The organism is Paenibacillus medicaginis, from assembly GCF_042138635.1.
Classification (GTDB): Bacteria; Bacillota; Bacilli; order Paenibacillales; family Paenibacillaceae; genus Paenibacillus; species Paenibacillus medicaginis.
In genome coordinates this window covers 12,998-32,627 of record NZ_JBHIRY010000027.1, presented here as the reverse complement: position 1 = coordinate 32,627, position 19,630 = coordinate 12,998, and the positions used below count along the sequence as shown (strand labels likewise).

The following is a 19,630-nucleotide window of genomic DNA, read 5'->3' as shown; positions in this document are numbered from 1 at the left end:
CCTGCCAATGCTATACCTTTTATTTAGTGACTACATAAGTAGCTACTAATTATTATAGTCATAATAGCCAGGAGGTAGAGCATGGATACTTCAACTGATGCCCGAAAGCCGGGTATGGAACAAGCACAAAGCAGCAGAAGCCTTTACTTGACCGCCGCTGTTGTTGCCATATTGATTTGGAGCACCTCATTTGTAGGGACCAAGATCGCTTATCATTCCTTTCCTCCTCTTACATTGGGGGCAGCCCGTTTTCTCATAGCTTCGGTCATTTTGGGAGTAGTGATGCTGGTCAGAAAAGAATTTGCCTTACCCGCACCGAAGGATCTGGGGTGGATGGCATTGAGCGGAATGCTGGGAACAACGCTCTATTTCGCACTGGAGAATATCGGACTTGAACTGACAACAGCTTCAAGCGCCGCGCTGATTGTCGCTTCTTATCCGGCTATTACCGCACTGCTTGAATTTATATTTTACCGTGTGAAAATTTCCTGGCTGAAGGGGCTGGGGATTGTAATGGCTATAGCGGGGGTATACCAGATTTCAGGCGGTAGTCCGGGAGCCGGCTCGGGGCAGCTGACAGGCAACCTGATTTTGATTGCTGCCGGCGTTGTATTTGCTGCCTACAACTTTACAACACGCAAAGTGGTCAGCAGTTATTCGATGGTCACCGTTTCATTTTACCAGACCATCACCGGAACGATTGCATTTATCCCGCTTGCCCTGCTCGAAAGGTCCAGATGGCAGGCGCCAACTGCGGAGTCGCTATGGATGCTCCTTTATCTGGGGATTTTCTGCTCGGTGGCAGCATTTATGCTCTATAATTACGGGCTGCGCGGACTCAGCTCCAGTACGGCTGTGACGCTGATGAACTTGGTTCCTCTATTCGGCGTATTATTTTCGTCTGTGTTCCTTGCGGAGGTCATGCATATTTACGATTGGATTGGCGGGATATTGATCATTGCCGGAGTTATGCTGAGCGTGGGGGATAACACAACAAAAGGTAATGGGTCATAAGAACTATGTCGGATTCCTCCATACTTTAGTTATAATTGAGAGAAATCATGTTGGAATTTAGCAAATAAAGCTGCGGAAAGCATGGAGGTCACGCATGAAAAAAAGCGCTTTAACCCTGTTGCTCGCTTCTTCGGTAATAGGCATTATTACGGATACTGCATTCTCCGGCCCTGCCTCGGCTGCTGCTTCTTCCGAACAGAGTGCCGTGATCCAAACCGCCGTCCGTTTGCGAACGGCACCTTCGATGGACAGTGGAACCGCCGCTTTTCTAAAGCAGGGTGAGACGGTCACCATCCTCGGACAGGCGGACAATTATTGGTACAAAGTAAAGACAGCCGCCGGATTAACGGGGTACACAAGCAGTTCCTCTCAATACATAAAGATCGGCAGGAGCGCGTCTTCACCAACACTAAACGTCCCTGCCACAGCAGCCGCCCCGCAGAAGCCTGCCGGTTCATTAGCTTTCGTCAATGTGACAGTGAATTCAACGGCCACTGCTTTATCCGGACAAGCCGGCCAGACGGGGACGATTCAGACTACCGTCAATTTGCGCGGACAGCCGTCCACGCAGTCCGCTGTATTGGGCGTGCTTGGAACGGGTGAGGTGGTCTCCATTCTTGATACAACCGACCCTTACTGGTATAAGGTGCAGACTTTCAGCGGTCTGAGCGGTTATGTCAGTTCTTCGGAAAAGTTTCTGAAGAAGGGAGGCATCCTTGGGTCCTCTCCGGCTCCTGCCTCTTCATTGTCTGCTGCTTCCTCCTGGAGTGAGCCTGTTCTTTCCGCTCCGCCGGTGAAGCAGATTGAGCCTGCTTACACCGGAACGGACGTGTCCGAGGCGACCGAAACGGTCATCGCCACCGGAATGAGTTATTTGGGTACCCCGTATGAATTCGGTTCAGACCGGAACACGACGGATACGTTTGACTGCTCGGACTTTATCCGGCAAATTTTTCTGGAGGGGCTGGGCTACCAGCTTCCGGCGGATTCCCGCCAGCAAGGCAGTTGGGTTCAGCAGAACAGCGAGCCAGTGTACGACATTTCCCTTTTGAAGCGCGGGGATCTGGTATTCTTCGACTATGCAAGCTCAAGGGCGGAAGCCGAAGCAGGGCTTGGCCTGCCGAATTCCACCATTTCGCATGTAGCGATTTACCTGGGGAACAACCAGCTTTTGCATACGTTCTCGGCGGCTGCCGGAGGCGTGAAGGTCACCGATTTCAGCAAAACCTGGCAGGATCATTTCCTGTTTGGGGGCAGTGTGGCCGACCGGATTTTAAAGTAAACAATCACAGCAAAGCTCTGGCTTTGGCGGGTCTATGTCCGCCTGAGTTCAGGGCTTTTTTTGTGCAGTATATCTTTCCGGCAGAGGACTTGCACTTCTGGGCTATAGCCCGCATATCGTTTCGCATATCGTTTCGCATATCGTTTCGCATATCGTTTCGCATATCGTTTGTTTCGTGCCCTAATGGTAGGGGTAACTAAGCAGTACAAGGGGAACGAAGACATCTGCGACAGGAAAGCGAGGTTAGGCTATGCTAACACAAATCAGTATTTTTATGATCGCGGTCGCGTTTGCGGTGCTTGTATTTTTTATGGTCAGAACTCTTCGATCAGCTTCGGATTCATTGGAGAAGGTAACAGATACGTTGCAAGAGGTGCAAAAAACGATTGATGAATTAAGCTATGAGGTCAAACAGATGCTGCGACATGCGAACGACATCACGGTGGACGTGGAAAACAAAATGAAGCAGATCGATCCGGTCGTGACCACGGTAAAAAATCTGGGGGATGTCCTGGCGGAAATCACGGCAGCGGGCAAGCAACTGTCCACGACGTTCATGTCCAAGCTGCAAAAGACGAAAACGGCCCGCACCGCAGCAAAGGAACGGGTGCCGGCAAGCCCGTCCCAGCCACCAGACCGCACGTTCCAAAGCTATGATGCGGTGTACGGCAAATCCGGTAAAGCGAGAAACTGGCTGGCCTATGTGGACATTGCGGCCGGGGCATGGAGCAGAATGCGCAGCAGATAAACCGCCGGTGAATCCGCACTACCGGAAGCAATGAAACTCATTGAAAGGGTGAGCAGAATGATGTTGATCCAACTGATGATGCTTGCAGCTTTGCTTTCTCCTTTTTCCGGAGCGGACGCGGTTCAGACTGCTGCTCCGCCGCCGGCCGCAGACAAGGCGGTGCACGCGGTGGCAACGGTTCCGAAGCATTCCTCTATGTCCCGGTTCATTACGCTGAATGGTATCTCGCTTGATGACCGGGAAGAAGATGTTCTGCATAAAAAGGGAAAACCACTACAGGTTACGAAAGACTGGCTGCTTCGCTCAACCGAATACCATTATGCTGACGCCGTGGTAGGCATCCGGTACGGGTATGTCGATTACGTGCATGTGGACCCGGAAGTCAAGCGGGTCAAAATCAATGACCGTTGGCTGCCGCTGAACCGGGGCACGCTTGCTCAGGAACTGGGGCGTGTTCAGTTTGCGGCAGAAGACGGGGATGTGTACATCCGTGGGCACAAAGCTATCAAAGTTTATACGGACCCGGTGAGCGGAGAGCTGCAGGCCGTGGAGTTTTTTGCTGAAAATTCTCAGTAAATGTTTCAAAATCGCTGCAGCAGGTTAATGATACAACGTACCTGAGCCGGCCCAAACAGTGAAACCAGAATACTGTTAAGGAGAGTGAGAACGATGAATTCGACGAATGCACAGGCTTATGCAAAAGTGGTGGAAAACGGGGTGCAGGCCGTAGACACGGTTAAGGAACTGCGCAGTACAGGCTATCGTTATGAAGACGTGTTTGTATTGGCGCATAGCCAGGACCGTACGGACCGTATTGCCGGGACAGCGGATGCACAAGAAATTGGCATGAAGGAAGAAGGCATGTTTGACTCTCTGGCCAACCTGTTCCGCTCACGCGGCGACGAGCTGCGAGCCAAAATCGTGTCGATGGGCTTTACTGAAGCCGAAGCGGCATTTTATGAAAAAGAGCTTGATCTTGGCAAAGTGCTTGTGATTGCCAAAAAATCCTGATTCAAACCGGCTGCTCTGCCAGGTATTACCCGGCATCATCCGTAAACATAGATAAGGAATGGGGCACGCTCGTCTCATTCCTTATCTATGTTTATGTCAGCTTCAGTCTCAAATGAAGAAGGAGAGAGAGATGAGAATTTTAATCGTAGACGACAATCCGACGAATGTGATCATTATCCGGGAGATATTGAAGAAGGAAAACTATAGGGATGTGGTCTCCGCCACCTCAGCTGCGGAAATGTTCAAATATTTGGGCCTGGAGGATCGTTCGGTTGAAATCCATCCCCACCCTTCGGATATTGATTTGATACTTCTTGATATGATGATGCCCGAAATGGACGGCATAGAAGCCTGCAATATCGTCCAGCAATACGAGCATCTCAAGGACATCCCGATCATTATGGTGACAGCGATCGGCGATTCGAAAAAGCTGGCCGAGGCGCTGGATGCGGGAGCCATGGATTACGTAACCAAGCCGATCAATAAAGTGGAGCTAATGGCAAGAATCCGGCTGGCGTTGCGTCTGAAGCAGGAGAAGGACTGGCATAGGGAAAGGGACCAGCGGATTCAGGACGAACTCAAGCTGGCCGCGATGGTGCAGCAGGCCGTACTCAGTCCAGCCATACAGGATCCGCTCGTGCATATTCACGCTTTGTACCAGCCGTCTTTTGAGCTTGCCGGAGATTTATATTCCTGGTATCCGTTGGGGGACGGGCGTTATGCCGTCATTCTGCTGGATATGATGGGACACGGCATTTCTTCCTCCCTGTTCTGTATGTTCATCGCATCGGTCCTCAAAGACACCGTTACTACTTACGTGGATCCCGTGAAAGTGATTCAGGAGCTGAACCGCCGCTTTAATCAGCTGGATCTTGGCAAGCAACTGGTTCAGTACTACTTTACCGCCATTTATATGGTGATCGATACGCGGATGAAGCGCATCGACTATGTTAACGCCGGGCATCCCCCGGGACTGATGATCGGGAAGGACGGAAATGTCACCACGCTGGACAGCGTCTGCTATCCGGTGGGGCTGTTCGACAAAATCGAAGTCCAGGCGGAAACGATTCACTACGAGGGATGTGAGCGGATTGCGCTGTATACGGACGGGTTGCTCGAAGCAGTGGAAGGGGATCATGAACAGCAGCTGCAATATTTGATTCATCATTTGCGCGACTATCGTGAGTGGGAAGAGGACGTCATGCGGAAGGCTTTCTTTGAAGTGGAAGTGCCACTGGATCGCGATGACGATAAATGTCTGGTGTGGATTTCGTTGAAAGAAGGAGAGGCTTCGGCATGAAAATCAGAAATAAGCTGCTCATCGGCTTCGGGGTGCTGATGGCGGTCATGATCGTGCTGACTCTGATCGGTTATGACCGTTTGGGTACAATGAATAGCCAACTGGGCAAAGTATACGAAGACCGTTATTTGAAGGTCCGTCAGACTGCCATGATCCGCAGCCAGGTGAATGATATGGCTATAGTTATGGTTAATTTGTTGCTCAACCCCGGCGCTTCCGTTCCCGAAGGAAAGCAGCAGCTGGATCAGATGATTGCCACAGGGGATATTACTTTTGAAGCGATTAAAGGGAGCCCCTCCTCCGCCTCTGAACAGGTGCTGATAGACAATGTGGAAACCTCATGGGAAAGCTTTAAACAATATGAAGCCCACCTTATGCAGCTTCTTGGGCAAGGAGATTATGATCAAGCCAATGCGTACAGGAACAGTACAGGGCTGGTTGCCCAGGAAGCTGTAGTGGAGGGAATTAATACGCTCTCCAATTATCAGGATACCGAGGTGGACAACGAAATAGCGGCTTCCAGAGAGGTGTTCCGCGAAGCCATCCAAACGTCAACCCTCATTATGGCTGCCGGTCTGCTATTGTCTCTGCTGATCATTCTCTGGGTGCTTCCGAGCATTACGCGCGGACTTAACACTGTGGCGCTGATGATTAACGGCTTTGGCAAAGGACGTTTTAAAGCCATCAGGCGGCTGAGGGTAACCTCCAAAGACGAAATCGGCCAAATTGCGCAGGTGTTCAAAGAAATGGCCGACGATTTGGAGGAGAAACGTCAGCTGGAGCAATCCATTATCCAGTCGCAGCAGGACCAGACCTGGCTCAGCAATAATACGGCACGTGTTACGGAACTGCTGCGGGGCGTGAATTCACGCGAGCAAATCGCTCAGATGTTTATCAGTGAATTCACGCCTATTCTGGGCGCCAGTTATGGCTCTATTTATTTGTTGGATGAAGAGAAGCAGTCTGATCGGTTATTTGCTTTCGGCTCTTACGCAGGGACGGGTAAATCGATGTTAAGAAAGGAAGAGTTCATGCTCGGGGAAGGGCTGATTGGCCAGAGCGCTATGGATCATAAACCGGTGATCCTGGATCAGGCGCCACCAGGATACTTATCCGTCAGTTCCTCGCTTGGGGCAGCGCAGCCGACCGGCATTATGATTTATCCGATCGTGTTCGAGGACGAGCTGCTTGGCGTAGCCGAGCTGGCAGCATTCAAGCCGTTCGGGGAGCTTGAGCAGAGGCTGTTCTCACAGCTGGTGATGAATCTTGGCGTTATTCTTAACAACGTTCAGCGCCGTTTGCGCGTGGAACAATTGCTGCGCGAATCGCAGGCGCTCACGGAGGAGCTGCAGTGCCAGTCGGAAGAGCTGCAGCGGCAGCAGGAAGAGCTGGAGCATTTCAATACAGAGCTGATGGCCAAGACAAGAGTGCTGGAGGAACAGGTTCAGGAAGTGGAAGAGAAGAACCTGGAGATCGAGAAGGCGCGTGCGCAGCTTGAGCAGCAGGCGATGCAGCTTGCCGTAACCAGCAAGTACAAATCGGAGTTTCTGGCGAACATGTCGCATGAACTGCGCACACCCCTGAACAGCTTGCTCATCCTGTCCCAGTTGCTGTCCGAGAACAGGGATGCTAATCTGAATTCGAAGCAGGTCGAGTACGCCCAGACTATCTATATGTCAGGGGCCGATTTGCTTAAAATGATCGACGAAATATTGGACCTGTCCAAAGTAGACGCCGGAAAGATGGACATCAATTATGAATCCGTCAGCCTGGAGGGACTTGAGAAGTTTGTTGAGCAAAACTTTGCGCCGGTAGCGGCCAAAAAAGAACTGCAGCTGGTGAGCAAAAGGGAAGGCAGGCTTCCGCAAGCCATCATCAGCGACGGATACCGTGTGAAGCAAATTATACGCAACCTGCTGTCCAATGCCTTCAAGTTCACATCGTCCGGTTCGGTGGAATTTACGATAGCCGAGGCGGACAAGGAAGAGCTGCCGGCCTATCTGAATGAGAACCAGCCTTATCTTGCACTGTCTGTTCGTGATACCGGCATCGGCATTGCGCCGGACAAAACGGATCTGATCTTTGAGGCGTTCCAGCAGGTAGACGGGACTATGAGCCGCAAATACGGTGGTACCGGTCTCGGGTTGTCCATCAGCCGCGAGCTGTCCCGCTTGCTTGGCGGCGGCATCGAGGTTGAGTCCTTGCAGGGAGAAGGAAGCTGCTTTACGCTGTACCTGCCTGTGGAGACTACAGCGAAGGTGCCGGATGATGCCGCGAGCGGACCTGCGGTGAGCGAGTACGCAAGACGAGAAGCGGCTCCGATGATTGACCCTGATATGCAAAGGATCAGGGAGGGTCGCTTCCTTTTAGAAGTGAGCAGAAAGCCTGACAGGGAGCAGCCTGTACCGGATACACCCAAGCTGGAAGATGACCGGGAGCAGATTGGGCCCAAGGATAAAGTATTGCTGATCATCGAAGATGACGTGAATTTTGCGAATATCCTGATTGAAATGGCTAGAAAGCGCGGCTACAAAGCATTGTCTGCCCTGCAGGGAGACATGGGGCTTGAAATGGCAAAAACCTACCTTCCTGACGCTATTATTCTGGATATTCAGCTGCCTGTGATGGACGGATGGTCCATTCTGGGCGAGCTGAAGAGCAATTCTGCTACAAGGCATATCCCGGTGCATGTCATTTCGGTGATTGATGATGTCAAGCAGGGTTTGATGATGGGGGCCATTGCTTATCTGAAGAAGCCTTCAACCAAAGAAAGCCTGGACAAGGCTTTTGCCCAAATCTCATCTTACATGGACAGCAAGCTGAAGCGGCTGCTGGTCGTGGAGAACAATGATACCCAACGGCAATCCATCATTGAACTTATCGAGCATGATGATGTCGCCATTACAGCCGTTTCTACCGGCAAAGAAGCACTGGATGAGCTGAAAAGCCAGCACTATGACTGTATGGTGCTCGATCTGGTGCTGACGGACATGACCGGCTTTGATCTGCTGGACCGCATCCGGGATGATGAGAGCCTGAGCGATCTGCCGATCATTATTTACACAGGCAAGGAGCTGGACAGCAAGGAGGAAATGCGTCTGCGCAAATATGCTGAGTCCATCATCATCAAAGATGTCAAATCTCCGGAACGGCTGCTGGATGAGACGACGCTGTTCCTGCATCGGGTGGAAGCCAATTTGCCGGAGGACAAGCGCCGCATTCTGCAAAAGCTGTACAACAAAGAGGAATTGTTTGAAGGGAAAAACATTTTGCTTGTCGATGATGATATCCGCAACATATTCGCCTTGTCGAGTGTGCTGGAGGGCTACCGCATGAACGTCACCTTTGCGGAGAACGGCAAGGAAGCTCTGGAGCTACTCCAAGGAGATACGAAGTTCGATCTGGTTCTCATGGATATGATGATGCCTGAAATGGATGGCTACGAGACGATGGGACATATCCGGAACATGCCGGAATACGAGAGGCTGCCTATTATTGCGCTTACGGCGAAGGCCATGAAGGAAGACCGGGCGAAGTGCATTGAGGCAGGGGCCTCGGATTATGTCAAAAAACCGGTTCAAACGGATCAGCTCTTATCATTAATGAGAGTGTGGCTGTATTCGTAGCCGGCTTTTCGGGGTAATAGATATAAACGGAACGGAATTGAACCGGCAGCATGTAAAACCTTTAGGAAGTGGAGCGAGTATATGACAGCGAGAGATCTGGCGGAAGGAAAATCTGAAGAGGAAGGGAGACTGAATGCGGATGAACGGGAGCAAATTGAGTTGGAACTGCTGATTGAGGGTATACACCGTTTGTATGGCTATGATTTCAGAAATTATGCCCTTCCCTCGCTGAAGCGCCGCATTCATCACTGTGTCCAGTCGGAAGGTGTAAAGTCCATATCGGGTTTGCAGGAGAAGGTATTGCACGATCGTGCCTGCTTGGAGAGACTGGTGCAAAGCTTGTCCATTCCGGTCACGGAGATGTTCCGGGACCCGCAGCTCTTTCGCACCTTCCGTCAGAAGATCATTCCGATGTTGCGCACATACCCGTATATCAGAATCTGGCATGCGGGCTGTTCGACCGGTGAAGAGGTGTATTCGATGGCGATTATGCTGCATGAAGAGGGGCTTTATGACAAGGCGCGCATTTATGCCACCGATATGAATGCCAGGTCGCTGCAGCAGGCCAAAGAAGGGGTTTACGGAATCGATAAAATGAAGCTGTATACCAAAAACTACCTGATCTCCGGCGGAGCACAGTCATTCTCGGAATATTACACAGCCAAATATAACTCGGTCATGTTTCATCCTTTCCTGCGCAAAAATATGATTTTTGCGGAGCATAATCTGGCTACAGACCGGTCCTTCAATGAGTTCAACGTCATTTTCTGCCGCAACGTCATGATCTATTTCAACGATGAGCTGCGGAATCAGGTGCACGGTTTGTTTCATGAAAGCCTGAGCCGCTTTGGCGTGCTGGTGCTGGGGGCGAAGGAGTCTATCCATTTCACGGATTACAGCGACTTTTACGAGCCGCTTGACCGGGTAGAGAAAATATACCGGAAGATTAAATAGAGAGCTCAGGAGGATTCTATGGGGTTGCATGAACCAATTCATATCTTGCTGGTAGATGACCGACCGGAGAACCTGCTTGCACTGGAAGCGGTTCTTGAGAATGAACAGTATAATCTCGTCAAGGCAACTTCGGGTGAAGAGGCCTTGCGCTGTTTGCTGAAGGATGATTTTGCCGTTATCGTGCTTGACGTGCAAATGCCGGGGATGGACGGTATTGAAACAGCCAAGCTGGTTAAAGCCAGAGAGAAGACGAAGGACATCCCGATCATCTTCATTTCTGCCAACAGCAAGGAAGCGGAGCATCTGTTTGCGGGATATTCCGCGGGCGGAATCGATTACATGGTGAAGCCCTTTATTCCACAAATTCTAAAGTCGAAAATTGAAGGCTTCGTGCAAATGTACCTGACCAACAAACGATTGAAAACCCAGTCCATGCTGCTGCAGCAAAAAACGCTGGAGCTGGAGAAGATGAACCAGGAGCTGATAACCGCCAAGGAAGTGGCGGAGGTTGCCGCGAAAGCCAAAACCGAGTTTCTGGCCATGATGAGCCATGAAATCCGTACCCCGATGAATGGAGTCATCAGCATGATTGACCTGCTGATGGAAACGGAACTGAAGGATGAGCAGCGGGAATACGGTGATATTATACGCCGCAGTGCAGATGCGCTGGTGGCTGTCATCAATGATATTCTTGTTTTTACCAAGCTGGAATCCGGCAAAATGGAGCTTGAAGAGCATCCGTTTGAGCTTAATTCCTGTATTCAGGAGGTGTTCAGCCTTTTCTCCAGGGATGCCGGAAAAAAGAATCTGGAGCTGGGTTTCCATGTGGAGTCTGGTGTTCCGAATGTGGTGTTCGGTGACATGGCGCGTTTGCGCCAGGTGCTGATCAACCTGATCTCTAACGCTATTAAATTTACCGATCAGGGGGGCGTCCATTTACGGGTGTCTGCCGGGGAGTCGGGCAAGGGCAAGGTCACCCTGGAATTTACGGTAAAGGATACCGGGATCGGCATTCCTCCCGACAAAGCGGATCAATTGTTTCAGTTTTTCTCGCAGCTGGATTCCTCCATGACGCGCAAATACGGAGGAACCGGGCTTGGACTGGCCATCTGCAGAAACCTTATTCAGATGATGGGCGGTGATATTCGGCTGGATACAACCTCCAGGCAGGGGGCGACATTTATGTTCACTGTGCAAATGGGGCTGCATCAGGAGCCGATGCCTGAGGATGAGCAGCGGGAGGAGTGGAATTCCCCGTTTTTGTTTCAAAAACTGACATAACGGGTTATGAATAAAGAAACTATTTTTCGGGGGGAGAGGCCTATATGAATACCAATAAAACGGATAAGTTTAACGCCAAAATTGAATTGCGTGACAGAGCATGCACCGTTTATTTAAGCGGTGAGCTGGACTTGTCGGTAGCGCCCGATTTCCGTCTGATCATGGAACCCCTGGTGGAGGAAGCCGGGCAGGATTTGATTATGAATATGAAGGATTTGAAGTATATTGACAGTACGGGGATTGGCATTCTGCTGTCGATTTTAAAGGCAAGGAACGGCATGGAAGCACGCTTCATGGTTGAAGAGGTACCGGTTCGGATTCAAAAGCTCTTCGATATGACGGGTATCGCCAAGTTCTTTGCTTCATAGGAGAATTCCCAATAGGAAAGGATCGAAAAGAGGATGAATGGTGAAGTTCAGAAAATAGTGTTAAATTTGCCGGCGACCGCTGATTTTGTGGATATTGTGAGATTGAATCTGTATGGCATTGCCTCCAAGATGGGGTTCTCCTATGAAGAAATCGAAGATATGAAAGTAGCTGTATCCGAGGCTTGTAATAACTCCGTATTGTACGCATATAGCCAAAAAGGAGGGTTTGTTGAGGTAAGCTTCGAATTTAATGATACCGAGCTAAGCATCCGTGTAAAAGATCAAGGGGAGAGCTTTGAGCGGATGAATGGCACGGGTACCGGAGCAACACTTCATGATAAAAAACTGGATGACGTCCAGGTTGGCGGATTGGGCTTTTATCTTATGCAGGCGCTTATGGATGACGTCAACGTGATTAACAAGGCAGGGCAGGGTACGGAAGTCATCCTTGTGAAACGCATGACAAAAAGTGAGGAGAAGGTATGAAGGAAAAGGTAACTCCCCCAGAGTCCATGGATGAAGCCGTTGGTTTGATCTGGGAGTACCAACAAACCAAGGATAATGAGATTGCCACCGTGCTGATCAAAAAGTACGAGCCTATGGTCAAAATGGCGGCTGGGAAAATTGCCCGGAACAGGCCTGACCTGTACGAGGACTTGTATCAAACCGGTCAAATGGCCCTGGTGCGTCTTCTGCAGCAATACGATATCAAGCTTGGGATTCCCTTCGAGCCCTATGCCATGAAGAGCATGATCGGGCATATGAAGAACTTTCTCCGTGATAAATCATGGTATATTCAGGTTCCGCGCCGGATCAAGGAGAAGGGTGCCCTCATACAGCACGCCATAGACGAACTGACCGTCAAGCTGGAGCGTTCTCCGGACGTCAAGGAGATTGCCGAATATCTGGATCTCCCGGTCGAGGAGACGATTGAGGTGCTGGCTGGACGTGAATGCTATCATTACGTCTCTCTTGATTCTCCGCTGTCGCAGGATGAAAGTGCCGCAACACTCGGGGAATTGATCAGCTCGGATACGAACGATTTTGATACGGTTGAGAAGCGTATGGATCTTCAGCAGGCACTCAGCCAGTTGAAGGAGCAGGAGCAGCAGGTGCTGCTGCTGGCTTTTCAGGATGGACAATCTCAAAGGGCGATCGCCCAGAAGCTTGGCGTGTCCCAGATGAGCGTTTCGCGGATTCAGAAAAGAGCAACCGAGAAGCTGAAGCGCATAATGTCCAATTCTCCCTTATGAAACAGAATATATTATGCTGTTATGACCCTGTATGCCCGACATAAAGGACACCCATTATTCTGTGACTGGATAAGGGTGTCCTTTTAAGAATATTTTGATCAGGAGGGGGATTCTTGAGTAAACGCGTACCGGAATATTATAAACATAAGTTCAATAAAGGGGCATGGGAATGGTGGGACATTGAAACCGATGCATGGTCGACCCCGATTCTGACTGCGCTGGAAGAAGAGATGCCCGAGACAGGGGCATGGCTGGAAGTGATTCAAGAAGCAGAGTCCAACTACTTGTCCGTTCACTATCTGGACGGAAGGGATCCGATGCTCTTCGGAACGCTGCAGTATTCGGTTAAAGAAAGCCTTACCAGCAACTATAGTGCCAGCATGTTTCATTTTTTTGTTCATGGCAGACGGCTGGTGACACTTAATCTGGATCAGAGGACCAGAATGTTTATGAGCTCGGAAGACAGAATGCGCATGTTGGACGAGTGCGGGAGCGGGGCGGACGGACTTTTTGTCCTGGTACGGATTCTGCTGCATTATTTTCAGAATGGGATGGATCATTTTGAGCTCAATCTGCGGCCCCTGGAAGAGAGCATGAAGAAGAAGAACGCCAGAACGCTGATGGACAAAATACTGGATTCCCGCTTTGAGCTACTCTATTGGAGCAATATGTTTGTACCGTTTCAGGAGCTGATTTCGGCATCACGTGAAGCGTATCTCGATGCTCTGGACGATAATCCGTTCTTTCAGCGGATGCTTTACCGGGTTGAACGCATGCAGCGTTTATTCGAGCACTATGAGCGGGAGATTGATACACTCATCTCTATAGATAACGCCATCTCGGGTTTCCGGGGCAATGAAATCACGAAGACCCTGACGATTGTGACGGCCGTCTTTACCCCTGCAACGGTAGTCGGAGCGATTTGGGGCATGAATTTTGAAAATCTGCCATGGATCAAGACACCCTGGGGCTTCACAGTGGTGATGATAACGACCCTGATCAGCATGGCCGGCATGTACATATGGATGAGGAAAAAAGGCTTCACAGGAGACCTGCTGCGGGCGGGCAAAAAAGAGAGGAACATTTGAATTAGGCACTGAAAATCCTGAGGCGTTACTTTCGTATGTTGTGAGACGCTCCGAGAACGAAGCATTCCTACAATCGCTGTTGACCCTTCGGGCCAAAGGCGAACGCTGCCGCTTTTCCGGAATTGCTTCGTCCTCTCCGCTGCTTCGTGCAAAAGAAGGCCCCTCATTAAAGAAATTGTTGAGAGGTCCCTGTATATTATTCAGCTGTTTCTGGCTGCTTCCACATACTTCAGCAGCTCGGCCAGGAAGCTGCCGATACCGGGAAGATTGAGCTGCACCAGGAAGGACAGCAGCCAGCCTAACAAAGAGATAATCAAAATGGTGCCAAGGGACAGGCCCAGCCCTCTCGCGATGCCTGCCGTTAAATTGCTGATAATGCGCTTTTTTGGATTGGAGTAGTTTTCAATCATATCGCGAAACTGGGATTTTTCCAGGGCATCCGCCAATTGATCCAGCCGGGCGTTGAGCCTTTTGACCTCATGGCGCAGTTCAAAGGGATGCTCGTCCACCTCATAGGCAGGCATGCTTTCTTTGCTGACTTTGCCCATGAATGTTATCCCCGCGCAGCATTCATAACGTCTTTATCTGCTTTGACGGCTTCTTCCATCACTTCTTCGGAAGCCTGTTTTGCGGTTGATGCGATTTTGTCTTTGCTCTCGGCGACGGTTTTAGCAACATCGGATGTTTTTGCGGTTACGGTTTTGGCCAAATCCGTTGCCTTGCCGCCCACCATCGAAGCTGTGTCCTTCGTCTTGGCTCCTACCATAGCAGCATAGTCTTTGGTTCTGTCTGTTACTGTCGTCATCTTATCGGACAGATCGCTGCGCAGCTCGCGTCCGGGTTTTGGTGCGAACAGCAGTGCAGCGACCGCTCCAAGAAGACCGCCGATAAATATCCCTTTGGCAAATGTGGAACCGCTTTGTGCCGGATACTGAGTTTCCGCTTTATTCATCTCAATCACTCCTTCAAGATTTGTATCACCTTCGCTTACCTTCGTATTAAACGCAGTGCTGCCGGCTGAAACAGGAGTCGAAATGGCATGATGCGTCCAAGCCTACCATTTTCCCGGGGTGCGGCTGTCCTGAATCCATGTATACAGGGGAGGCAATGTAAACCATAGCCAGAGGGCTCCTGCAATATATCCTCCAGCCACGTCGCTCGGATAATGAACGCCAAGATAGATACGGCTCAGGCCGATCAGCAATATCAATAAAGCTCCAGCAACGAGAGGAAAAGAAATGGAGCGGCCGTGATTGCGGTTGTGCATGGCCCAGATCGCAAAGAGCGTTCCGTAAAAGCCCATGGCGACCATGGCATGTCCGCTGGGAAAACTGTAACCTCCCGCTTCGGTCAGATGCTGCAGGCTTGGCCGGTCGCGCTGAAGCAGCAACTTGACGAGGGAGTTCAGACTCCACATGGCTGTAAAGCTGACCAGAACGGAAAACGCGGTGATCCTGTTTTTTCTTCCGAGCCAGAACCATAAGGCAGAAGCAAGCGCTGCAAGCAGGGTAACCCAGAAGGAACCGGGTGTTGTAATAAAAAGGGCTGCCGGGAGAAGGCGGTGAAGGACGTCACCGGAGACGGGAAATATTAAGGACTGCAGCCATACATCCAGCCGGAGCAGCGGTTCTGTTCCGATCATTCTGGCGAGGAGTACAAGCATGCAAAGGATGCAAGGTATGATGAGCACTGCAAGGGCAATACGACGAAGATAACGGTAATAATGGGTGGTATGACGATTCATTTTTGCTGGCATCCTCCAGAATCGTAATAAAAACTACTGCTAAACGCGGTCTGTCTTCTGTGAATATACGTCGGTAGACGTTTTTATTATAATAAAAGCTGGAGAACTGCCGCAAACCACAGTAAGATCTGCAAGGGGGGCCGCGCAAAAAAAACGCAGATTATGAGCCCGGGCCCACAATCTGCGTTTACTTTAGCTGCTTCAGGTTTGACAATTCAGGAGCTGCGCAGCCGTCCAAGCTCCGAAACAACCGCTTCAACCTCTGAAATACTGAGATTGGGCTTGTTCATCACCATTTCATAAATGTCATGAAGATCTTCATACTGCTCCACGGAGAAAGCGGAGGACTGCATAGCGGCGCCGCTTGCCATGCGCAGCTTATTCTTGATGGCTTCGATCATATATTCGATATTGGTCTGGGATTTCTGCGATAAATCCATCGGTATTTATTCATCCTTTCACAAGGGGGGGTTGGAAGTATTGTATCATGTTTTGCGGAGAGGCCACCAATTATTTTGCCTGAACAGCCGGGTATGCGTTAGAATCAAAGCAAATACCGGGACGGAATGAGGTGGACAGACAAGGTGTTGAGGGAAACGCCGGATGGCGGACGGAAGAACCAGTCTGGGATGAAACGGGTGCCGGGCAGCGAGCTGGCAGCATTTTTTCACAGTATCCATGGGCGGTTTGAGGCTGCCGAGGTGACCTTTGTCTGTATCGGAACAGACAGGTCTACGGGAGATGCGCTTGGGCCGCTGGCCGGCACACTGTTGAAGGAGAAGGGCTTTCCGCACGTGATCGGCACACTGGCTGCTCCATGCGATGCAGTAACCCTGGAAGCGGAGATCCGCCGAATTCCAGCGGAACAGCGGATTATAGCCATTGATGCCTGCCTGGGCCAGCCGGGTTCGGTCGGGCTGTTCCTCGTTGCCGAGGCTCCGCTTGCGCCGGCGCGATCCACAGGGCTTCAGCTTCCTACGATCGGCAATTACAGCGTTGCAGGTGTGGTTAACATGATGGGGCCCAAGCCTTACTGGACCCTGCAGACGACGTCTCTGCATCAGGTAATGACTATGGCCGCTTGTATCGCGGATGCCGCATCCGCAGGCTTTGGGCTGACTTTAAGCAGCCGGACAAAATGATATGGAAAGAGGGCGATCGTTATGAATAAACAGGTGTGTGAAGGAACGACCATCTATTACGCGGATGAGGGAAAAGGTGACAACGTTATTGTGCTGTTGCACGGATTTTGCGGCAGCTCGGCTTATTGGGACGACGTGATTCCGCTTCTGTCCCCTCATTATCGCTGCATCGTGCCGGATTTGCGCGGGCATGGACAGTCGGATGCGCCCAAAGGGGCCTATTCCATGGAAGAAATGGCGGATGATGTCCTTAACCTTCTGAAGAAGCTTGAGATTCCCCAAGCTTCACTGTTCGGCCATTCCATGGGCGGCTATGTTGCACTGTCCGCCGTACAGCGGCGTCCGGAACGGTTCAACGCCTTCGGGCTGATCCATTCCACGGCACATGAGGATACGGAGGAAGGCAAGGAAAAGCGTCTCAAAGCTGTATCTACGATTGAAACGGAAGGTATTAAGGCTTTTGTCGACGGCATGGTGCCGGGACTGTTTGCTCCTCAGCATCTGGATTCTATGGCAGACAAAGTGATTAAGGCCAAGGAGATCGGCTACACGACTCCCCCGCAAGGAGCGGTCGGAGTGGCCCTGGCCATGCGTGAGCGTCCCGACCGGCGGGATGTGCTGACAGCCATACCTCTGCCGGTGCTTCTCGTAGCCGGGGAGCACGATCAGGTGGTCCCTGCTGCACGCGCCTTTACCGCAGACAAGCCGAACATTCGGCAGACTATCATCAACGGGGCAGGGCATATGAGCATGATGGAGGCTCCGCGTGAACTGGCCGAAGTCATTAAGGACTTTTTGGCTTTTGCGGCGGATTGATCTACAATTGGAACAGGAGAGGCTTGCAGTCCTGGCATAGAGCATAATATTGCCGGGTGTGAAAGGACGGGATTCGGTCGTGTTCAGAAGAGATTATTTACTCCGCATGATGGAAGAAATGACGGAGGCGGTGGGCGCGGCCCTCGGTTTAAGGCAGCAGAACCGCCATACAGAAGCGCTCGCCAGGCTGGACGAGCTGCTGAAAAAACGGTTCAGGCTGTCGCTCCCCCTGCTGGAATCGCTGCCCCCCGAACAGATCATTGATCTGTTCCGCATGGGTGGGACCGTAGAAGTGGACAAGCTGCAGCAGGCGTCCCGCCTGCTGGAGGAAGCGGGAAGGATCAGAATGGACACAGGAGAGCCGGATCAGGGGCTGCAGCTGCTGATGAAGGCTCTTCATTTATATGTATACAGCGCTTTGAACGGCGCTTCCAGGGAGCTGCAGATGCTGCCTGAACGAATATCGGCTGTTCATGAGCAGGTGAAGGAATATCTTTTTCCCCTGGAGTTGGACAAACTTCTTGCAGCTTATTTTGAGCGAGAGGGCCAGTATGCCCGGGCGGATGAAATATGGTTTGATCTTGGCGTCAAACAGAAGCCGCTGCTTCATGAAGCGGTCGCTTTCTATGATCGTCTTCTGCAGCGGCCGGATGATGAATTGGAACGCGGTGGCCTTTCCCGCACGGAAGCGGAGCAGGGAAAGGAAGAGCTGCTGCAGCTAGAATGGGCCTAATGAGGCAGAAAGCAGGTTATTGTTTTGGAATCTCTGCGTAATCTTGTTAACCAGGTGCTGGCGGAGGGATCGCTGATCACGGCAACGCTCAGCCAGCTGCGCAAGAAGGAGCAGGCCTCCTTCACCAAGGTGCAAATCAAACCGGTTGAACTGAAGAAGGAGCTGTTCTACCAGTTCGCCTATGTTTACAGCAATAAGGTAACTCACGAAAATTTGACCCCATCCGAAGCGGCCGGGCGTATGACTGCCCTGTTCGAAGAAGCGTTCCGTCAGGGCTTGCTGTGTACGGCTGAGGCGGATTACCAGGTGTTAATCAGCAAAAAATTCAAAGTTTCCATATTGACCAAATCTCCCTCCAAGTCTGCTACCAATCTGGCCCATAACCGCAAAAAGCGTTATGTGCTTGAGGAAGGGGAGCCTGTCCCGTTTCTCGTTGAACTGGGCATTATGAATGAAGAGGGCAAGGTGCTGGCCCGCAAATATGATAAATTCAAGCAGATTAACCGCTTCCTTGAAATGGTTCAGGATGTGCTGCCCTATCTGCCAGCAGGTCGCCCGTTGACGATTGTCGATTTCGGTTGCGGCAAATCCTATCTAACGTTTGCGCTGTATCATTATTTGGCGGTGCAGCAGCGAAGGCCCCTGAACGTGGTCGGTCTCGATCTGAAAGCGGATGTGATCGAAACGTGCAATCTTCTGGCAGGCAAGCTGCAGTATAGTAATCTGAAATTTCTGGTCGGGGATATTGCCGACTATAACGAGCTGGACCAGGTCGATATGGTCGTAACGCTGCATGCCTGCGATACGGCGACGGATGCCGCGCTCGAAAAGGCCGTCCGCTGGGACGCTTCGGTCATTCTGTCTGTTCCCTGCTGCCAGCATGAGCTCTTCAATCAAATTTCTAATGAAGTGATGGAGCCGATGCTGTCGCACGGGATATTGAAGGAACGCTTCTCAGCCCTGGCTACGGACGGAATCCGGGCCAAGCTGCTGGATATTCTCGGTTACCGTACCCAACTGCTGGAGTTTATTGATCTGGAGCATACGCCCAAAAATCTCCTGATCCGGGCTGTAAAAGGACAGCAGGAAGACCGCTCCAGACTGTGGAGTGAATATACGGTGTTCCGTGATTTTTTGCATGCCGATCCTTATCTGGAACGTGCGTGCGCTGATCTGCTCCCGGAAGGAGCCGGAGCATCGCAATCCAAATCCCAATAAAATAAGTGCTGCAAGAGCGGGGCCGGTGCACGGCGCCGCTCTCTCTGTCTAA

General features: G+C 51.2%; 20 protein-coding genes and 1 pseudogene. 17 read left to right on the top strand and 4 right to left on the bottom strand.

The window, feature by feature from the left end; translation table 11 throughout:
• Positions 1-81: 81 nt before the first annotated feature.
• The 13 genes and pseudogenes from ACE5LO_RS21665 (at position 82) to ACE5LO_RS21605 (ending at position 13,925) form a co-directional block, all read left to right on the top strand.
• Complete coding sequence (locus tag ACE5LO_RS21665) at positions 82-1,014, top strand: DMT family transporter (protein ID WP_375522061.1); 933 nt, start codon at positions 82-84, stop codon at positions 1,012-1,014.
• Positions 1,015-1,108: 94 nt separating this feature from the next.
• Positions 1,109-2,296, top strand: coding sequence for an SH3 domain-containing protein (locus ACE5LO_RS21660; protein WP_375522060.1), 1,188 nt, complete (start codon positions 1,109-1,111; stop codon positions 2,294-2,296).
• Between the two features lie 250 nt (positions 2,297-2,546).
• The gene (locus tag ACE5LO_RS21655) at positions 2,547-3,044 is read left to right on the top strand and encodes a DUF948 domain-containing protein (RefSeq protein ID WP_375522059.1); all 498 of its coding nucleotides are present in this window, start codon (positions 2,547-2,549) and stop codon (positions 3,042-3,044) included.
• Between the two features lie 57 nt (positions 3,045-3,101).
• A complete protein-coding gene (locus ACE5LO_RS21650; RefSeq protein WP_375522058.1) occupies positions 3,102-3,620 on the top strand; it encodes a hypothetical protein in 519 nt (172 codons plus the stop codon).
• A gap of 93 nt (positions 3,621-3,713) precedes the next feature.
• Positions 3,714-4,055: a YflT domain-containing protein gene (locus tag ACE5LO_RS21645; RefSeq protein WP_375522057.1), complete on the top strand. Its 342-nt coding sequence runs from the start codon at positions 3,714-3,716 to the stop codon at positions 4,053-4,055.
• 130 nt (positions 4,056-4,185) lie between these two features.
• Entirely contained in the window at positions 4,186-5,355 is a 1,170-nt protein-coding gene (locus ACE5LO_RS21640; RefSeq protein ID WP_375522056.1) for a PP2C family protein-serine/threonine phosphatase, read from the top strand.
• Positions 5,352-8,981 (top strand): response regulator, encoded by a 3,630-nt coding sequence (locus ACE5LO_RS21635; protein ID WP_375522055.1) that lies wholly within the window; start codon positions 5,352-5,354, stop codon positions 8,979-8,981. Before ACE5LO_RS21640 ends, ACE5LO_RS21635 begins: the two co-directional genes overlap by 4 nt.
• A gap of 81 nt (positions 8,982-9,062) precedes the next feature.
• Positions 9,063-9,935 carry a CheR family methyltransferase gene (locus ACE5LO_RS21630; protein ID WP_375522054.1) on the top strand — a complete coding sequence of 291 codons (873 nt, stop codon included), beginning with the start codon at positions 9,063-9,065 and terminating at the stop codon, positions 9,933-9,935.
• Between the two features lie 18 nt (positions 9,936-9,953).
• Positions 9,954-11,192 (top strand): annotated as a pseudogene (locus ACE5LO_RS21625) (response regulator); the annotation flags it as partial.
• A 68-nt stretch (positions 11,193-11,260) separates the two neighbouring features.
• On the top strand, positions 11,261-11,584 hold the full coding sequence (locus tag ACE5LO_RS21620) for an STAS domain-containing protein (protein ID WP_375522053.1): 324 nt from the start codon (positions 11,261-11,263) through the stop codon (positions 11,582-11,584).
• Between the two features lie 33 nt (positions 11,585-11,617).
• Positions 11,618-12,070 carry an anti-sigma B factor RsbW gene (rsbW, locus tag ACE5LO_RS21615; protein ID WP_375522052.1) on the top strand — a complete coding sequence of 151 codons (453 nt, stop codon included), beginning with the start codon at positions 11,618-11,620 and terminating at the stop codon, positions 12,068-12,070.
• Positions 12,067-12,837, top strand: a complete 771-nt coding sequence (locus ACE5LO_RS21610) for a sigma-70 family RNA polymerase sigma factor (RefSeq protein ID WP_375522051.1) — start codon at positions 12,067-12,069, stop codon at positions 12,835-12,837. Before rsbW ends, ACE5LO_RS21610 begins: the two co-directional genes overlap by 4 nt.
• Positions 12,838-12,950: 113 nt before the next feature.
• Positions 12,951-13,925, top strand: coding sequence for a magnesium transporter CorA family protein (locus ACE5LO_RS21605; protein WP_375522050.1), 975 nt, complete (start codon positions 12,951-12,953; stop codon positions 13,923-13,925).
• A gap of 200 nt (positions 13,926-14,125) precedes the next feature.
• Here the strand turns inward: ACE5LO_RS21605 and ACE5LO_RS21600 are convergent, their stop codons facing one another.
• The 4 genes from ACE5LO_RS21600 to ACE5LO_RS21585 form a co-directional block, all read right to left on the bottom strand.
• Complete coding sequence (locus ACE5LO_RS21600; protein ID WP_375522049.1) at positions 14,126-14,473, bottom strand: DUF5665 domain-containing protein; 348 nt, start codon at positions 14,471-14,473, stop codon at positions 14,126-14,128.
• 5 nt (positions 14,474-14,478) lie between these two features.
• The gene (locus ACE5LO_RS21595) at positions 14,479-14,877 is read right to left on the bottom strand and encodes a YtxH domain-containing protein (RefSeq protein WP_375522048.1); all 399 of its coding nucleotides are present in this window, start codon (positions 14,875-14,877) and stop codon (positions 14,479-14,481) included.
• Positions 14,878-14,979: 102 nt separating this feature from the next.
• Positions 14,980-15,669, bottom strand: coding sequence for a phosphatase PAP2 family protein (locus tag ACE5LO_RS21590; RefSeq protein WP_375522047.1), 690 nt, complete (start codon positions 15,667-15,669; stop codon positions 14,980-14,982).
• Between the two features lie 215 nt (positions 15,670-15,884).
• Positions 15,885-16,109 (bottom strand): DUF1128 domain-containing protein, encoded by a 225-nt coding sequence (locus ACE5LO_RS21585; protein WP_375522046.1) that lies wholly within the window; start codon positions 16,107-16,109, stop codon positions 15,885-15,887.
• A 189-nt stretch (positions 16,110-16,298) separates the two neighbouring features.
• Here ACE5LO_RS21585 and yyaC point away from each other — a divergent pair, with 189 nt between their 5' ends.
• From yyaC to ACE5LO_RS21565, 4 genes are all read left to right on the top strand, one after another.
• A complete protein-coding gene (gene yyaC / locus ACE5LO_RS21580) occupies positions 16,299-16,811 on the top strand; it encodes a spore protease YyaC (protein WP_375522093.1) in 513 nt (170 codons plus the stop codon).
• 21 nt (positions 16,812-16,832) lie between these two features.
• Positions 16,833-17,627, top strand: coding sequence for an alpha/beta fold hydrolase (locus ACE5LO_RS21575; protein WP_375522045.1), 795 nt, complete (start codon positions 16,833-16,835; stop codon positions 17,625-17,627).
• 79 nt (positions 17,628-17,706) lie between these two features.
• Entirely contained in the window at positions 17,707-18,360 is a 654-nt protein-coding gene (locus ACE5LO_RS21570) for a DUF6483 family protein (RefSeq protein ID WP_375522044.1), read from the top strand.
• Positions 18,361-18,384: 24 nt separating this feature from the next.
• Positions 18,385-19,578 (top strand): class I SAM-dependent methyltransferase, encoded by a 1,194-nt coding sequence (locus ACE5LO_RS21565; RefSeq protein WP_375522043.1) that lies wholly within the window; start codon positions 18,385-18,387, stop codon positions 19,576-19,578.
• Positions 19,579-19,630: the final 52 nt, after the last annotated feature.

Excerpts from the sequence above, each read along its gene's own strand:
- ACE5LO_RS21665 (WP_375522061.1), top strand. The coding sequence starts at position 82 with ATGGATACTTCAACTGATGCCCGAAAGCCGGGTATGGAACAAGCACAA.
- ACE5LO_RS21660 (WP_375522060.1), top strand. The coding sequence starts at position 1,109 with ATGAAAAAAAGCGCTTTAACCCTGTTGCTCGCTTCTTCGGTAATAGGC.
- ACE5LO_RS21655 (WP_375522059.1), top strand. The coding sequence starts at position 2,547 with ATGCTAACACAAATCAGTATTTTTATGATCGCGGTCGCGTTTGCGGTG.
- ACE5LO_RS21650 (WP_375522058.1), top strand. The coding sequence starts at position 3,102 with ATGATGTTGATCCAACTGATGATGCTTGCAGCTTTGCTTTCTCCTTTT.
- ACE5LO_RS21645 (WP_375522057.1), top strand. The coding sequence starts at position 3,714 with ATGAATTCGACGAATGCACAGGCTTATGCAAAAGTGGTGGAAAACGGG.
- ACE5LO_RS21640 (WP_375522056.1), top strand. The coding sequence starts at position 4,186 with ATGAGAATTTTAATCGTAGACGACAATCCGACGAATGTGATCATTATC.
- ACE5LO_RS21635 (WP_375522055.1), top strand. The coding sequence starts at position 5,352 with ATGAAAATCAGAAATAAGCTGCTCATCGGCTTCGGGGTGCTGATGGCG.
- ACE5LO_RS21630 (WP_375522054.1), top strand. The coding sequence starts at position 9,063 with ATGACAGCGAGAGATCTGGCGGAAGGAAAATCTGAAGAGGAAGGGAGA.
- ACE5LO_RS21620 (WP_375522053.1), top strand. The coding sequence starts at position 11,261 with ATGAATACCAATAAAACGGATAAGTTTAACGCCAAAATTGAATTGCGT.
- rsbW (WP_375522052.1), top strand. The coding sequence starts at position 11,618 with ATGAATGGTGAAGTTCAGAAAATAGTGTTAAATTTGCCGGCGACCGCT.
- ACE5LO_RS21610 (WP_375522051.1), top strand. The coding sequence starts at position 12,067 with ATGAAGGAAAAGGTAACTCCCCCAGAGTCCATGGATGAAGCCGTTGGT.
- ACE5LO_RS21600 (WP_375522049.1), bottom strand. The coding sequence starts at position 14,473 with ATGGGCAAAGTCAGCAAAGAAAGCATGCCTGCCTATGAGGTGGACGAG.
- ACE5LO_RS21595 (WP_375522048.1), bottom strand. The coding sequence starts at position 14,877 with ATGAATAAAGCGGAAACTCAGTATCCGGCACAAAGCGGTTCCACATTT.
- ACE5LO_RS21590 (WP_375522047.1), bottom strand. The coding sequence starts at position 15,669 with ATGAATCGTCATACCACCCATTATTACCGTTATCTTCGTCGTATTGCC.
- ACE5LO_RS21585 (WP_375522046.1), bottom strand. The coding sequence starts at position 16,109 with ATGGATTTATCGCAGAAATCCCAGACCAATATCGAATATATGATCGAA.
- yyaC (WP_375522093.1), top strand. The coding sequence starts at position 16,299 with ATGAAACGGGTGCCGGGCAGCGAGCTGGCAGCATTTTTTCACAGTATC.
- ACE5LO_RS21575 (WP_375522045.1), top strand. The coding sequence starts at position 16,833 with ATGAATAAACAGGTGTGTGAAGGAACGACCATCTATTACGCGGATGAG.